We start from the raw sequence: 14,927 nt of genomic DNA on the forward strand, positions 1-14,927 counted from the left end.
TCGGCATCCAGTCGCTGTCGATTGCAAACAGCAACTCGGAAAACATTCTTCAGCTCTTCCGTTAATAGACGGATTAAAGCTCACAAAAAGAAAGCCGCGCCAAAAGCGCGGCTTTTTCTATGAAACCAACCGCAGAAGTCTTCCCCGTCGAATGCATTCAACTCATTCAAATTCCGCAGAGTTGACAGTAACGACCCAATTGAGACCTGAGGGCTCGGCATTCTCGCTGCTGCGCATTCGGAATGCACGGCATGCGGTGTAACTCTCCCCCGCAGCGATCCGCACGTTGCTGCGTTGATAACCGTCATAGGCCACGGAGGCACGAAACGCCGGTTCGAAACCTTCCAGCGTGTAATTCAATTTGAGAACTGGCGATGCATTGTCGTTTTTGAAGGTGATGCGCAACGGTGCCTTGGGATCCGTGCAGGTTTCATCCCAGACGGCTGTGGCAACGATCTTTGCAAGGCGTTCGCCGGTTTTTACCGTCTCCCAGTAAATGGCAATCGCGCTTCCCACCCAGACAATCACAAGTCCGGCGAGAACCAGCTTCATGCGCTGCGGAAACGCGAAGGCAAATAGCGCCAACACAAGGCTTGCTACAATTCCGACAATCATTTTGCTCTCCTCATCCGTGTGTTAGTGCCACGAACAAGCGGAAAATCATACATCCCTTGTCCCGACAGAGCAGCGAAGAGAGGTTTTTCCCCTCAAAACAATGTCAACATAGGGAAAATTGTCGTGATCTTGCAGAGTGCTAACGTTTTGAGACCTTGGCAGCTTCGTGGCTTTCGATCACCGTCAGAAGATCTTCCCGGACCGTTTCGATATGCCCGCGCAGAAAAAACGCCGCCTTGTCAAACTCTCTAGTGCGACACAGATTGATCATATCCCTGTGTTCTCGCATCGCCCGGTTCATGGCTTCAGGACTAGATAATTGCAGCCGGGTGTAACGCTCGCTGGTCTGCAAGAGTGATATCACGATCTGCCGGCTTTTGGGGAGGTTGGACCGCTGATAAAGCGCCATATGAAGTTGCGCATTCAACTGTCCGTACAACTCCACCCTTCCATGGCTGGTCGCCTCCAGAAACACCTCCTGAATGTTATCGAGCTGTTTGAAATCCTGCGCGTCAAGTTGTGGTGCGGAACTGAGCAGCAGGCGCGGCTCAAGCATTGCCCGCAACTCAAAAACATCGTTGATTTCCGCCACCGACAGGTCTGACACGACCGCCCCCTTTTGCGGCACGATGCGCACAAGTCCTTCTGCTTCAAGCTGAAAAAGTGCCTCGCGCACCGGAATGCGGCTGACCCCATGGGTCTCGGCAAGAGCGTCCTGCCTTAACTGGCTGCCAGCGGGATAATATCCGGAAAGGATAGCCTGACGTATTTCGTCAATGATCGCGCCTGAAAGGGTTTTGGGCTTATCAGAAATCGACATCAGGGTTACCCCCTTTAAAGATTAATCAGATCAGTAATGGCCCTGGGATAATGCATAAAATATAAATTGGTTGCCGCAGCAAAACGTCAAATACGACTAAAGACGTACAAGCTCACGCCCTGTTGATCGGGCGTGAAGGTGCTCGACGCAGGCTGCGCACGCTTCAGATGCCCTTGATTTCGACCGCGTTGTTCATGTCGCGCGCGACATATTCCTGGATCTGGCCCACGATCTGCGCAGCATGGGCAATGGCCAGTTCATCTGCCTTTTCGACGTCGCCGGCCGCGATGGCGGCAATCATTTCTTCATGCTCATCGACATATTGCCGTGGCAGACGGTCATCGAATGTCGAATAATAAAGCCGCAATATTCTGCGGCCCTCATCCAGCAACCGCGCAAAAAACGCCGTGTAATAGGCGTTGCCGCCGAGTTCCGCGATCGCCACGTGAAATTCGCGGTTCGCCTCGATCATGGCGTAGGCGTTTCTGGCTTCCACGGCTTCTGCGAACTGTTTCTGATAGGCCAGAATGGTTTGCATGCCCTCGGCATTGGGATGTTTGGCCGCCTGGCGTGTTGTCACGCGGTACATCAGTGTCAGCGCATCGAAATAGGTCGGCAGAGACGCAAAATCGATCGTCGAAACAATGGTGTTTCTGTTGGGCAACGTGGTGACCAGACCATCGGCTGCAAGGCGTAGCAGCGCTTCACGAACCGGCGTGCGCGACATGCCAAAGCGTTCAGAAAGCCGCACTTCGTCCAGCGGACTGCCCGGCGGTAGCGCCATGGACAGGATTTCATTGCGCAAGGTGCTGTAAACGGTTTGCGTGCCCGAACCTCTTACCTTTGCTGTATCGGCCTGCTCTGGAAGGTCTTTAGGCTGCATCGCAATCAAACTCGCCGTTTGCTGGTTGTCCGGTCATTTTACTTATCAAATTTCAGGCTGTTCCTGATGCTCCATCGGAAGCATCGGCCCAGTTCGTGATCCATGCCCGGATTGTTACAGCGTTTCGAAGAGCGTTTTCAAGAAAACGATCGTATCAGACTGCCGACAAGCAGGTTCCAGCCATCAATCAGAACAAAAAACAATATCTTGAACGGCAGGGAGATCGATGTTGGCGGCAACATCATCATACCCATGGCCATGGTGATCGTTGCCACGATGATATCGATCACCAGAAATGGCACGATGATCAGAAAGCCGATTTCAAATCCGCGTCTAATTTCCGAAAGCATAAAAGCCGGAACCAGAATGCGGTAATCAATCACATTTTCCGTAAGCACTTCCTGGCCGCGTTCGCGGGCAATATCCACGAACAGTTTCAGGTCCTTGTCACGGGTATTGGCCGTCATGAATGTGCGGAACGGCTCGGCAATTTTGACCACAGCTTCCTGCTCGGTCAGCTGGTTTTGCAGCAGCGGCTGCACACCTTCCGTCCAGGCGCGGTCAAATGTCGGCGACATGACGTAAAAGGTCATGAACATCGCCATGCTGACAAGGATCATGTTTGACGGGGTTGTTGCCAGACCCATGCCCGAACGCAGGATCGAAAATGCGATCACGAAGCGCGGAAAGCTTGTGACCATGATCAGAATGCCCGGCGCGACGGACAGGACCGTCAAAAGACCGAATGTTCTGATGATCCATGCTGCAACGGAACCGTCGATCTGCGTATTCAGCAAATCGGTCGGCAATTGCTGGGCGTTGGCAAGGCCCGGCAAAACCAAGAGGACAGCGATGGTCAATAAAAATCGAATCATTCGATCACAAAGGTTCGGAACATAACCTTCGATACTCGCCCTTCTGAACGCAGGTCAACACGTTCCTGAACGTCATCCCGTAGATATTGAAAGCCGCGCGGCCCTTCGAGCTGCTGCAACGAAACAGTGCGCAGATAGGCCATCAGATCCTGGTGGATATCTTCTGCCATCTTGACGTCAGGCTCGCCGTTGAACATCAGCGCCACTTCCAGCCTGATCCAGTTCGTCGAGGGATAGGCAAGATTTGCCGTTACCGGATCCAGTTGCAGGATACCGTTTGCCTTGGGATCGATCTTCGGGAGGCCAGCGTCCTTTTCGCCTTCCTTGGCTTCGGCAGCAGCGTGTTCTTCTACCACCTTGCCAATTTTCGGAGCGATCATTCCGCCAAGGAACCAGCCGCCGCCGGCACCGACCAGCGTCAGGATTGCAACGCTTGCTATCGTCATGACAAGAGGTGACTTCTTGGGCTTCTCGTCACCGGTCTGTGCGTTATCCATGACCTTGCCTTACTCCGGACTTTCCAATTGTTTCATGCATTGACCGGCAGCCCCCGCTTCGAAGCCCGCCGGTTTTGTGACGTCATCAGATCGGCGAGAACAGATCGACGATCTGCTGGCCAACCGGTGGCTGCTGCACTTCCGTCAGGCGGCCACGGCCTCCATAGGAGATGCGGGCTTCGGCGATGCGCTCGTAAGAGATCATGTTATCGGCGTCCACATCCTGCGGCCGCACGATACCCGCGACGTTGAGGATACGAATTTCGTGGTTCACACGCACTTCCTGCGAGCCGCTGATGATGAGGTTGCCGTTTTCGAGAATACCGGTCACCACGGCTGCAACAAGCAGCGTCAGCTTTTCGGAGCGCTTGGTTTTACCCTTGCTCTGCGTGTCAGTGTCGGAACCGTAATTGATGCTGGAATCCGCATTTGGCGTCCAGCCAAGGATTTCCGCCTGTGCCTTCCAGTTCAGACCGCTGGAATTGGTGCGGTTACGCTCGGTTTCGTTGTCGAAATCGGCCTTGTCGTTGATCTGGATGTTGACCGTCAGAATGTCACCGATATTCAGCGCGCGCAGGTCCTTGAACAGCGCACCTTGAGAATCGCTCCACAAGGAATAGCCACTGGCCATGTGCTTTGGCTGCTTGGGATACATGCCCATCTGCGGCGTCTGGCTGAATTGCAGGCCGGTACCAATCGGGCTCATGGCCGGCGCATTGCCAATTTCCTTCAGTGTCTGGCTGTTCTGGCAGCTCGCGAGCAACATCAGTGGCAAGATCAGGGCCGGAATACGCATTGTCATGACGGATCCTTCGAGGTGTTCGGATCGGTTGCGCTTGACATGATCCCCGCGACGATCGCGGCTTTCTGCGCATCCATTTCACTTAAAATCAGGCCGGACTGACGCGCCGGCAATTGCATGATGATGGCAGCAGCGATCTCGACATGCATCTCCTCGAGCTGAGGTGCAGCGGCATCCGCCTTCATCGTCTTATAGATATCGACCAGGTTTGCCTTGGCTTGGGCCAGGAAGTGGTTGCGACGTGCCAGCCAGTCCTCATATTCCGCCTTGCGGTTTTCAAGGGTGGTAATACGTTCATTCACTTCTGCCTGCAGCTTTTCAAGCTCCTGCTTCTGCAGCAGGTAGCGCTGATCACGGGCAGCATCTGCAATGTTGGTGCAGAATTTCTGGATTTCTTCCTGTGTGCTCATTTCCGTCAGAATGGCCTGCTGGCTTTCAGCGTTGACAGCCGGAACAAGCAGAACCAGAGCAGCGACGGCAGCAAAGCGGCCAAGCGTTTCATAGACAGAGCGTTTTGGCGTTTCAGATTGGATCGTCATTGCAGAACAAGCTCCGCCTGGAGAGCGCCGGCCGATTTGATACCTTGCAGGATCGCAATGATACCGTCGGCTTTCAGCCCGATATTGTTGAGACCGGACACCAGCGTGCGCAGGTCAGGTCCTTCGATAATGGCCACCTGGCCGCCTTCCTGCATCGCCATGATGTCGGTCTGCGGCTGAACAGCGGTTTCACCACGCGAGAACGGTGCGGGCTGAATGACCTGCGGCGTTTCCGTGACCTGAACAGTCAGCGTTCCATAGCTGACCGCCACTGGCGAAATGCGGACATCCGCGCCGATCACAATCGTGCCGGTTCGCTCATTGATGACAACCTTGGCAGGCGTATCGGTTTCCACCAGAAGGTTTTCGATCTCTGCCATCAGGCGGGTGAGATCTGCTTCGCGTGGTTTTTGAACAATGACTTCCTGGCTGTCACGCGGCTCTGCAACAACGCCACCGTAGCGGGTGCGGGCAAAGGCATTGACTGCGTCGGCCACACGCACGGCAGTCGAAAAGTCAGGATTGCGCAATTGCAGAACGAGGTTGACGCCATCCTTGAACTTGGACGGAAGTTCACGCTCGATGATCGCGCCGTTGGGCACGCGTGCCGAGGTCGTGACACCCTGTGTCAACGAGGCAGCATCACCCTGTGCGGAAAAGCCGTTGACGATGACAGCACCCTGGGCAACGGCATAAATCTGGCCGTCGGCACCGGAAAGCGAGGTCATGATCAGTGTACCACCACGCAGCGAAGTCGCATCACCCAGCGAGCTGACGGTGACGTCAACGCGGCTGCCGGGGCTGGCAAATGGCGGCAGATTGGTTGTGACCATAACGGCTGCAAGGTTCTTGGCATTGGTCTGTCCGCCCTGCGTTGTGATGCCAAGATTCTGCAGCATGGCGCGCATGGACTGTTCGGTGAAGGGCGAGGACCGCAGGCTGTCGCCCGTGCCCTGCAAGCCAACAACCAGACCGTAACCGATCAACTGGTTTTCACGACCCGACTGCAGGGAGGCGATGTCCTTGATGCGCGATGTATTGGCATGGGCCGGCAAGGTGCCGAACACCTGCACACTCAAAGCCAGAACGAGGATCGCAATCGATTGCAAGGCTTTCATTTCGCCATCACCTGAATAGAGCCGTCCCGCATGACCGTACCGTTAACGATCACGCCGGAATCAATGTTACGCACACGCACCACATCGCCCACGCCACCATCCTGCATGGGTGTACCCGCGGCAGAGATCGTCATGTGTCCGACCGTGAAGGTCAGGCGGACGCTTGCGCCACGGGTCACAGCAAAGGGAATACGCAAGGCTGCCACCGGAATGGTGCGGCCTGGAAGCAGGGTCTGCTTTGAGATCAGACCTTCGATCTGGCCAACTTCGCTGGCATAACCCGTTGTAATGTTGGGATTTGTGACCTCAACCTCTTTCAGGGCGTCGGCAGAAATGACCTCGCCCGGATAGATGATACGCGTTGGCACCAGAGCAACCGGAGCCTGCGCAAAGGATGAGGTCGCGATCACGGATGAGACGAACGCGACGCATAACCGGACAAGTCCGTTATTAAATCTGCTTTCCTTCCGGCTAAACTTCATGTTCGCCCATCCTTTCCCGTTTTTTACTTCAGGTTCTTACTGACCACCGAGGCCATTTCGTCTGCGGTGGTGATAACCTTGGAGTTCATTTCGTAGGCACGCTGCGCGGTAATCAGGTCAGTGATTTCCTTGACCGGATCGACGTTGGAGCCTTCGAGATAGTTCTGCTTGATGTAACCGTAGCCCGGATCATCAGGCACGCCGACGATGGCATCACCCGAGGCCGGTGTCTGGGCAAACAGGTTGTCGCCAAGCGGTTTCAGACCCGCTTCGTTGACGAAGTTTGCAATCTGCAACTGGCCGACTTCCGTGAACTCGGTGTCATTGCCAAGACGGACAGTCACCTGACCGGTACGGCTGATGACTGTTTCCGTCGCATCAATCGGAATGATGATGTTTGGAATGACGTTGTAACCATCGATGGTGACGAGCTGGCCATCAGCGTTTTTGTTGAAGGCGCCGGCACGCGAATAGAGTGTCGAACCGTCGGCTGCTTCAATCTGGAACCAGCCACGACCAACCAGTGCGACATCGAGATCGTTGCCAGTTTCGATGAAGTTACCCTGTGTGTGGATGTTACGCACGGCAGATGTCTGCACACCGAGACCGATGTTGGCACCTTCCGGTACGATGGCCTGGTTGGCACGATTGGCCACGCCCTGCGCACGTTCCGTCTGGTAGAGAAGATCGGTAAACTCGGCGCGGGCGCGCTTGTAACCTGTCGTGTTGATGTTGGCGATGTTGTTCGCGATAACTTCGAGGTTGGTCTGCTGCGCATCCATACCGGTCGCGGCGATAGCAAGTGCTCTCATGTCTACGTTTCCTTAATGGTGCTAAATCTGCATCTTCGATACTTCGAGATATGCGCTGACAATCTTGTCGCGCAGCGCAATGGCAGTCTGAAGCGACTGTTCGGCACTCAAAACGGCATCGACGACTTCACGGGTGTTGGCCTTGCCCTGAATACCTTCAAAAGACGCAACTTCGGCCTTCTTGAGGTTGTTCATGGCATCGACAGACATGTTGCCCAGCACGCTGGCAAAGCTCATGCCGGTCTGTTCGCCTGGGGTCTTTTCACGCGTTGCACCGGTCAGATCGGTGGCGATGGAGGAGATACCATCAAGATCGCGCGTCAGAGAAAGGGAGCTTAATTGATTAATTTTATCGATCATTGTGAAGCTTTCAGAAGGTCAATTGTCGCGCTCACAAGTTCACGCGTCTGTTTAATCATCTGCAGGTTGGCGTCGTAGCTGCGGTTTGCTTCGCGCATGTCTGCCATTTCGATGAGGATGTTGACGTTTGGCATCTTCACCACGCCGTTTGCATCAGCGGCCGGGTTGCCTGGATCATATTCCTCGATGTACTTGCCGCGATCCTCGCCGAGCTTCTTGACGGCAACCTTTTCAAGTCCAGTCGCACGATCCAGCTCCATGCCAAACGTCACCGTCTTGCGGCGGTAAGGGTCAGCACCGGGGGTATCGCCGGTCGAACGCGCATTGGCGATGTTTTCCGATACAATACGCAGGCGGGTGGACTGAACTTCCAGACCGCTTCCTGCGATCTTGCTGGCAGCGCTTAAAGGATCCATGGTTTTTACCTCTTCACAGTCATCAGCATCATGCGATGGAACGTCTTCACCAGGTTGGTGTTGAGTTCGTACTGCCGCTTGATTTCACCGGTTTTCGTCATTTCTTCCGCAAGAGCGATGGTGTTACCCGACTCCTGCACACCGATTTCGTTGTTCACGTTGGAGTCGCGAACTTCGATATTTTCACTGAGCGTGCTTGCACCGAAGTGCGCAGGATGTGTCTTCGCCATGCCCATGGTGGTGCCGGTCGACTGCATCACTGCTTCAAAAGGACTGATGTCCTTGCCGCGGTATTTAGGAGTGTTGGCATTGGCGATGTTGGTCGCCACGACTTCCTGACGAACGCTGAGCCACTCCGCTTGACGGGCTGCAAGATCGAACAGTTGAATCGGTTCCATAGATTTCTCCATATTTTATGGACAAAACCTATGCTGCTAATCTTGCGTCAGACTTACGGTAAATCCGTTGCCAGGGCTGTTATCGCAAATCCCACACGTCAGTGCTTTTCGTGCCAAACGAAACAGGCGCAGCCTGTGGCCGCGCCTGCAAAAAATGGAAGAGAGGTTATCTCCCGAAGAATCAATGGCCTTCGTTTTGATAAACATCGCCACTTGAGGTGACGATCACCCACTGGCCATCCCGCTGCTCGATTTTGGCGAGCTTGGTATTGTCTGGCAAAACGGAACCGACCTTGACCATATACATGCCGGCGCTGTCTTCAATCAGCGCGCGGCCATTGGCCACATGCAGCAGCCGGTAATTGGCGCCGTGACCCGGAAAGGGCTGTTCTTCACGCGCCGCGATGCTGTTTTGTCTTTCCTTGCCGGAATCCGACACGGTCGCCGTGGTCAGTGGATCGAACGGCAGCGGAGGAATATCCGGGCGGTCGTCCTTGTTGCGGTTGACCATGGCAAGTGGTGAAACGCTGAACACCTCTTTCGGACCGGTATGTGGCAGGTCACGGGTCATGTCGAAGATTGGCGTGGTTACACCAAACTTGTCTTCATTGAAGAACACATACCATGGGAAAAAAGCAGCCGCAGCCGCAAGCGTCACACCACAGAGTGCCAGAGCACGGTCCGTACTGGTAATGGAGGCCTTTTCCTTCTTATCCATCTCGATACGTTCTTCTTGTTGCTTGTCGAGCATGGTCATCCTCTTGGTCTTTGATTGTTTGCCTGCGGCGCGTTGCCGGTAATGGCATTGCGCAAGGCAATTGCCAGATCGGCATAGGCGTCGGCCGCTGGCGGCTCGGACGGTGTCTGTTTGAGAACGTCGTAAATGATCGGCACCTGCTTGATCGCCATGTCAAGATCCGGATCGGTGCCAGCTCGATAGCCACCGATCAATCGCAGATCTCGCGTCTCTTCAAAGCGATGCACCAGCGCCTTGAGGCGCGACACCAGCGTTTCCTGATCAGGTGTCCAGGCTTTTTTGGCCAGACGGGAAATCGAGGCAAGCGGATTGATCGGCGGGTAGCGCCCTTCTTCAGCGAGGCTGCGCTCCAAAACAATATGGCCGTCGAGAATACCACGGGTCGAATCCGCAATCGGATCGTTGTGGTTGTCGCCGTCGACGAGGATCGAAATGATGGCGGTAATCGTGCCGGTGCCTTCGACGCCCGGCCCTGCCCGTTCCAGCAGTTTCGGAAGTTCGGTGAAGACAGATGCCGGATAACCACGTGCCACCGGCAATTCACCCGACGCAACCGCGACTTCGCGGATGGCATGGGCAAAACGGGTGACACTGTCGATGATCAGCAGCACGTTGTCACCCTGATCGCGGAAATGTTCGGCAATCGTCACGGCAGACAGCGGCGCCATCTTGCGCAACATCGGGCTTTCGTCACTGGTGGCAACGACCGCGATGGACTTGGCCATGTTCTCGCCAAGCGTATCTTCAATGAATTCACGCACTTCGCGGCCGCGTTCGCCCACTAGTGCTATGACAACCTTGTCGAAGGCGTCGGCTTTCGCCAGCATCGACAGCAGGGTGGATTTACCCACACCCGAACCCGCAAAAATGCCAAGGCGCTGACCAAGGCACAAAGGCGAGAAGATATCGATGGCGCGAACGCCCGTCTTGAAGGCCTTTTCAACACGGCTGCGTGTCATAGACGGCGGCGCGGTGTTGGAAATGGAGCGGCGATCAGTGCCTGACGACAATGGGCCCAACCCATCGATCGGATCACCAAGTGCATTGATGGTGCGACCGCACCAGCTGGCTTCCGGTGCCACGCGGAAAGCCCCCTTGTAGATCACCGTATCGTCGATGCCGATCGGTTCACCGGGTTCGATGGGGCAGACAAAGATAAAATCGGATTCAACCCGGACGACTTCACCGAGATGAATGCCGGTCTCGCTTCGATGGGCGACAAATTCTCCCAACCGCACATGCCGCGACAGGCCGGACACCGTGTAGTGGCCAGCCGCGATTGCGGTGACCCGCCCGCCATGGGCAACGGCCACATCAGGGTCGGCATAGCGTTCCACCAGACTGGCGAGTTGCGCCAGCTTGGAGGTGGACGGTTTGGAAGAGGAACCAATGTCAGCCATCATGGCCTATATCCTTAGCGGCTACCGCCGAGTGTCTTGATTGCTTCACCGAATGTGGATTCGGTATCGCGCATTACGGAGGAAATGCTTTCGAATGCCCGGTTGACCTGAATGAGCTGCATCATTTCAGAGATACCGTTGACGTTCGACTGCTCGGTGTAACCCTGCATGACGCCGGCATCGCTACGGTTCACGACAGGCTGCGGCGCGGCAACAGTGGTGATACCGCTGTTGTCATGGCGCAGGTAACCTTGCGAGACATCGGCGCTATAAAGGCCAAGCAGTGCAATCTGGCGATCATCCTGAACGATACCGCCATCGGCACCAATCTTGATTTCACCACCAGCGCGGTTGAGTTCGATCTGTCCGCCACCGGCATCCAGAACAGGGTAACCATTGGTCGACACCAGAATGCCGTCTTCGCGGATGGTCAGACGGCCATCACGGGTCAGCACCTGACCATCTGGCGTGTCAATCGCCAGCCATGCATCGCCCTTGACGGCAACGTCGAGGGGATTGCCGGTTCTGTCGAGCGAACCGCTGCGGGTCGAAAGGTAGTCGTTGCCCTGCGATACGAAGGCGACTTTCGCGTTCATGTCGTTGCGGGTCTTGCTCAGCACCTCATCAAACTTGACCTCGGTTGCCCGAAATCCTGTGGTGTTGATGTTCGCCATGTTGTCAGCGATGGTGGTAATACGACGCTCAAGCGCCATCTGCGACGAAAGGGCCACATACAGTCCGGACTGCATATCATTTGCCTCCGAGTTTCAGGGTGTTGATGGAAAGAAGAAGGTCGGAAGAAATTCCAAAACCGGCGGACGACCCAAGGATGGTCGGTGACGTGTTGACCTGTGAGGGATTTTCCATCTCCCACATGATCGTGAAACGCTCGAGCAGCTTGCCGACTTTGACGGGATCCTGCAGATCCTCCATCTTGATCGCCTTTTCGACGAGGGCTGCCTGCTTGTCGATATCGGTACCGGCAAACTCGGCCGGAAGCTGGAATGTCGTGCGAAACACCTGCGACAGGGCCTCATCGGCAATGATGCCCATGCCCGAGGTGATCGACGGCGCCATGCGCTCGAAATAAAGCGCAAGACGCACACCGGTGTTATCGGTGCCGGCTTCCTGCTCCAGGGTCTGGCGATTGTACTGGGCAACAATATCCTTCTGCGCACGATCAAAAGACGTCGCAGCTTCACCGAAAGCAGCAAAGTTCAGGGATGTCGCAAAATCCTTGTAGCGGGTATCGGACAGCTTGTTGGCGAAGGCATCGTCACTGGAAACGCCTTCCGTCAGAACCTTGCGGATAAAGGCTTTTGCAAAGGCCATATCTTCCAGGCCATGCGCCTTCAGCGCGTAGTTATAAAGCCTTGTATCGTCCATGAAGGCATCGATGGATTTGATCGAGCCAATCTTGGAAAGATAATATTCCGTCTCCCGCGCAACATCAGGTTGCTTTGATATACGATCAAGAGACTTGCCGATATCCTGGCTGATAAGCCGATAACTGGTATAGGTCGTTGTCACGCTATGTCCGCCGCCGTTGCTCGAATCCTTTTGCGCACAGATGTGCCTCGACAGGATGATGACGGTCATTGCTTGCGCGAAACTGTTTGTTCCTGATGTATTTTCCGCGGCTATCCTACAGGTTCACGCAAGCCACATTTTCTACAACCCGGACATAAGACAACGGTCAGGTGCGAGTGGACAATGAATATCATTATCGGGTTAATCATCACCTTCGGCTGCGTTATCGGCGGCTACATGGCTATGGGCGGCCACCTGGACGTTCTGGTTCAGCCCTTCGAGCTTGTCATCATCGGCGGCGCCGGTCTTGGCGGCTTTATCATGGCCAACCCCATGAAAGTGGTGAAAGATTCGGGTAAGGCACTGGGCGAAGCCTTCAAGCATTCGGTCCCCAAGGAGCGCGATTACCTCGACGTTCTGGGCGTGCTTTATTCCCTGATGCGCGACCTGCGTACCAAGTCACGCAACGAAATCGAAGCCCATATCGACAACCCGGCCGAATCCAGCATTTTCCAGACCGCGCCTTCCGTTCTCAAGAACAAGGAACTGACCGCGTTCATCTGCGATTACGTCCGCCTCATCATCATCGGCAATGCACGCTCGCACGAAATCGAAGCGCTGATGGATGAAGAAATCGACACCATCCTGCACGACAAGCTCAAGCCTTACCACTCGATTACCGCCATGGGCGATTCGTTCCCGGCCATCGGTATCGTTGCCGCCGTTCTCGGCGTTATCAAGGCGATGGGCAAGATCAACGAATCACCGGCTGTTCTCGGCGGTCTTATCGGTGCGGCGCTCGTGGGCACGATGCTCGGGATCATTCTGTCCTATTCGATTGCCAACCCGCTTGCCGCCCAGGTCAAGATCGTTCGCACCAAGCAGCACCGTCTCTACATCATCGTCAAGCAGACCCTGATTGCTTACATGAACGGTTCTGTGCCGCAGGTTGCTCTCGAATATGGCCGCAAGACCATTTCCAACTACGAGCGTCCGTCGATCGACGCCGTCGAACAGGAAATGATGAACCCTGGCGGCGAAAACAAGGCGGCTTGATAGACCATGGCAACAACAGACACAGCTCCTGCAATGGACCATGCGGTACTGGCCAAGCTCACAGGTGGGCTTGGTGACCAGAAAACGATACTCAAGATCGGCAGCGAACTCGGGCATCTCTACAGCGAGTTTCTTCCGGATATTTTTCACAGCGAAACCGGCATCACCATCGATGTCGAGTACATCGGGTGCCAATCCGGCCTGATGACTGATCTGGTGCGCAGCATCGGCCCGGAGTTTGCCGTGGCCGACTGCTCGCTGCGCAACTGGTCTCCGACCTTCGTCATGGCCTGTGGCAACGCGTTCATCATGACCTTGATGGAACGCATGCTGGGTGCCCTGCCTGAGACGATTTCAGAGCCGGAAGTTCGCTCGCTGTCGAATATCGAGCTTGATCTTGCAGCCCTGGTCATCGGCCGCATGGCCAGTGTTCTGCGCTCGGGCGTCAACGCACCGGGTGGCTTTGAAGCGACAATCGATCCGCCGTACAATTCAAAGGGCAAGTGCGGCTTCGACGAAGAGATTACCGGCCAGTACGGTGTTCTGATTCGCCTGAAAGTGGATCTCGGCAAGATCTCCTCGGAGTTCGCTCTGGTGATCCCGCAACGCATCATGCTCAAGACACAGATCGTTGCACCAAAGGCATCAGCAAGCGCCATCAAGAAACACGAAGAATGGGTTGCCCTGATCAAGGAACAGGTCAAGCGTTCACAGGTCACGCTTGAAGCCCGTATCCGGCTTCAGAAAATGACCCTGCGCAACCTGGCGCGTCTGACAGAAGGCGACGTCATTCCCTTCCGGGATATCAGCCGCGACGACATCACTGTCGAGGTCAGCGCGAATGGCAGCGACATCTACAATTGCGAATTTGGAAAGGCGGGAGATCGCTACATGGTTCGCGTGAAGAACAACGTCAGCACAGATGATGAGATATTGAGACATCTGATGGGTTAAAACTTGTCGTGCTCAAATTGAGCGAAGGCAGTTTGACGCAAGTTTCAAAAGGAATAATTACGGCATGGCTACGAAGAAAACACCTTTGACTGAAGATGACGCGCTTTCCATCGGCGAACCTGCCGATCTGGATCAAGCGATTGGCGACCTGCGCGGTGTCCTGAAGACGGACGCTGAAGGCAGCTTTGGCGATTTCGGTGATTTTGCTGATGCAACTCCTGCGACAGACGGCGCAGACGCAATGGATTTCGGCGGCGGCTCCAGCGATTTCGGCATGGACGACTTTTCAGCCGGCCCTGCAGCAGGTGCCCAGATGCAGATCGGCAGCGGTCTGTCCGACAATATGGACCTGATCATGGACATCCCGATTGATGTCCAGATCGTTCTTGGTACCAGCCGCATGCTGGTTTCCGGTCTGATGGATCTTGAAGAGGGTGCAACCATTGCACTGGACCGCAAGATCGGCGAACCGGTTGAAATAATGGTGAATGGCAGACGCATCGCACGCGGTGAAATTACCGTTCTTGAGAATGACGACTCACGTTTTGGTGTTAAACTCATTGAAGTGATGAGCATCAAGAAAGCCTGATCCCGGTTTTGGGGCAGAGAGGAA

General features: G+C 55.1%; 20 protein-coding genes. 3 read left to right on the forward strand and 17 right to left on the reverse strand.

All coding sequences use genetic code 11. The features are described 5' to 3' along the window. Nucleotides 1-162 precede the first annotated feature (162 nt). The 17 genes from RT613_RS13130 to RT613_RS13210 form a co-directional block, all read right to left on the reverse strand. Complete coding sequence (locus RT613_RS13130) at nucleotides 163-615, reverse strand: hypothetical protein (protein WP_313615980.1); 453 nt, start codon at nucleotides 613-615, stop codon at nucleotides 163-165. A gap of 139 nt (nucleotides 616-754) precedes the next feature. Next, entirely contained in the window at nucleotides 755-1,435 is a 681-nt protein-coding gene (locus RT613_RS13135) for a GntR family transcriptional regulator (protein WP_313615982.1), read from the reverse strand. 163 nt (nucleotides 1,436-1,598) lie between these two features. Further along, nucleotides 1,599-2,318 (reverse strand): GntR family transcriptional regulator, encoded by a 720-nt coding sequence (locus RT613_RS13140; RefSeq protein ID WP_313615984.1) that lies wholly within the window; start codon nucleotides 2,316-2,318, stop codon nucleotides 1,599-1,601. A 137-nt stretch (nucleotides 2,319-2,455) separates the two neighbouring features. After that, nucleotides 2,456-3,193, reverse strand: coding sequence for a flagellar type III secretion system pore protein FliP (gene fliP, locus RT613_RS13145; protein WP_313615986.1), 738 nt, complete (start codon nucleotides 3,191-3,193; stop codon nucleotides 2,456-2,458). Further along, nucleotides 3,190-3,690 carry a flagellar basal body-associated FliL family protein gene (locus tag RT613_RS13150; protein WP_313615988.1) on the reverse strand — a complete coding sequence of 167 codons (501 nt, stop codon included), beginning with the start codon at nucleotides 3,688-3,690 and terminating at the stop codon, nucleotides 3,190-3,192. The genes fliP and RT613_RS13150 overlap by 4 nt, the downstream gene beginning before the upstream one ends. Before the next feature lie 85 nt (nucleotides 3,691-3,775). Further along, complete coding sequence (gene flgH / locus RT613_RS13155; RefSeq protein WP_313615990.1) at nucleotides 3,776-4,492, reverse strand: flagellar basal body L-ring protein FlgH; 717 nt, start codon at nucleotides 4,490-4,492, stop codon at nucleotides 3,776-3,778. Beyond that, a complete protein-coding gene (locus RT613_RS13160) occupies nucleotides 4,489-5,031 on the reverse strand; it encodes a MotE family protein (RefSeq protein ID WP_313615992.1) in 543 nt (180 codons plus the stop codon). The genes flgH and RT613_RS13160 overlap by 4 nt, the downstream gene beginning before the upstream one ends. Next, entirely contained in the window at nucleotides 5,028-6,149 is a 1,122-nt protein-coding gene (locus RT613_RS13165) for a flagellar basal body P-ring protein FlgI (RefSeq protein WP_313615994.1), read from the reverse strand. Before RT613_RS13165 ends, RT613_RS13160 begins: the two co-directional genes overlap by 4 nt. Continuing rightward, nucleotides 6,146-6,631 (reverse strand): flagellar basal body P-ring formation chaperone FlgA, encoded by a 486-nt coding sequence (gene flgA / locus RT613_RS13170; RefSeq protein ID WP_313615995.1) that lies wholly within the window; start codon nucleotides 6,629-6,631, stop codon nucleotides 6,146-6,148. Before flgA ends, RT613_RS13165 begins: the two co-directional genes overlap by 4 nt. A 23-nt stretch (nucleotides 6,632-6,654) precedes the next feature. After that, nucleotides 6,655-7,443 carry a flagellar basal-body rod protein FlgG gene (gene flgG / locus RT613_RS13175; RefSeq protein ID WP_313615997.1) on the reverse strand — a complete coding sequence of 263 codons (789 nt, stop codon included), beginning with the start codon at nucleotides 7,441-7,443 and terminating at the stop codon, nucleotides 6,655-6,657. A 21-nt stretch (nucleotides 7,444-7,464) separates the two neighbouring features. Next, nucleotides 7,465-7,803 (reverse strand): flagellar hook-basal body complex protein FliE, encoded by a 339-nt coding sequence (locus tag RT613_RS13180; protein WP_313615998.1) that lies wholly within the window; start codon nucleotides 7,801-7,803, stop codon nucleotides 7,465-7,467. After that, nucleotides 7,800-8,219: a flagellar basal body rod protein FlgC gene (gene flgC, locus RT613_RS13185; protein WP_313616000.1), complete on the reverse strand. Its 420-nt coding sequence runs from the start codon at nucleotides 8,217-8,219 to the stop codon at nucleotides 7,800-7,802. Before flgC ends, RT613_RS13180 begins: the two co-directional genes overlap by 4 nt. A 5-nt stretch (nucleotides 8,220-8,224) precedes the next feature. Next, nucleotides 8,225-8,617, reverse strand: coding sequence for a flagellar basal body rod protein FlgB (flgB, locus tag RT613_RS13190; RefSeq protein ID WP_313616002.1), 393 nt, complete (start codon nucleotides 8,615-8,617; stop codon nucleotides 8,225-8,227). Nucleotides 8,618-8,798: 181 nt separating this feature from the next. Beyond that, nucleotides 8,799-9,368: a hypothetical protein gene (locus tag RT613_RS13195; RefSeq protein ID WP_409558820.1), complete on the reverse strand. Its 570-nt coding sequence runs from the start codon at nucleotides 9,366-9,368 to the stop codon at nucleotides 8,799-8,801. A gap of 2 nt (nucleotides 9,369-9,370) precedes the next feature. Further along, nucleotides 9,371-10,774, reverse strand: coding sequence for a flagellar protein export ATPase FliI (gene fliI, locus RT613_RS13200; RefSeq protein ID WP_313616096.1), 1,404 nt, complete (start codon nucleotides 10,772-10,774; stop codon nucleotides 9,371-9,373). Nucleotides 10,775-10,788: 14 nt separating this feature from the next. After that, nucleotides 10,789-11,523 (reverse strand): flagellar basal-body rod protein FlgF, encoded by a 735-nt coding sequence (gene flgF, locus RT613_RS13205; RefSeq protein WP_313616003.1) that lies wholly within the window; start codon nucleotides 11,521-11,523, stop codon nucleotides 10,789-10,791. 1 nt (nucleotide 11,524) lies between these two features. Further along, a complete protein-coding gene (locus RT613_RS13210; protein ID WP_313616005.1) occupies nucleotides 11,525-12,304 on the reverse strand; it encodes a DUF1217 domain-containing protein in 780 nt (259 codons plus the stop codon). Nucleotides 12,305-12,487: 183 nt separating this feature from the next. On the opposite strand from RT613_RS13210, the gene motA reads away from it, so the two are divergent. From motA to fliN, 3 genes are all read left to right on the forward strand, one after another. Continuing rightward, a complete protein-coding gene (gene motA, locus RT613_RS13215; RefSeq protein WP_192486921.1) occupies nucleotides 12,488-13,360 on the forward strand; it encodes a flagellar motor stator protein MotA in 873 nt (290 codons plus the stop codon). A gap of 6 nt (nucleotides 13,361-13,366) precedes the next feature. Then, on the forward strand, nucleotides 13,367-14,314 hold the full coding sequence (locus RT613_RS13220; protein ID WP_313616007.1) for a FliM/FliN family flagellar motor switch protein: 948 nt from the start codon (nucleotides 13,367-13,369) through the stop codon (nucleotides 14,312-14,314). A 64-nt stretch (nucleotides 14,315-14,378) separates the two neighbouring features. Further along, the gene (fliN, locus tag RT613_RS13225; protein WP_313616009.1) at nucleotides 14,379-14,903 is read left to right on the forward strand and encodes a flagellar motor switch protein FliN; all 525 of its coding nucleotides are present in this window, start codon (nucleotides 14,379-14,381) and stop codon (nucleotides 14,901-14,903) included. Nucleotides 14,904-14,927 lie beyond the last annotated feature (24 nt).

This window comes from Agrobacterium sp., assembly GCF_032092815.1.
GTDB lineage: Bacteria > Pseudomonadota > Alphaproteobacteria > Rhizobiales > Rhizobiaceae > Agrobacterium.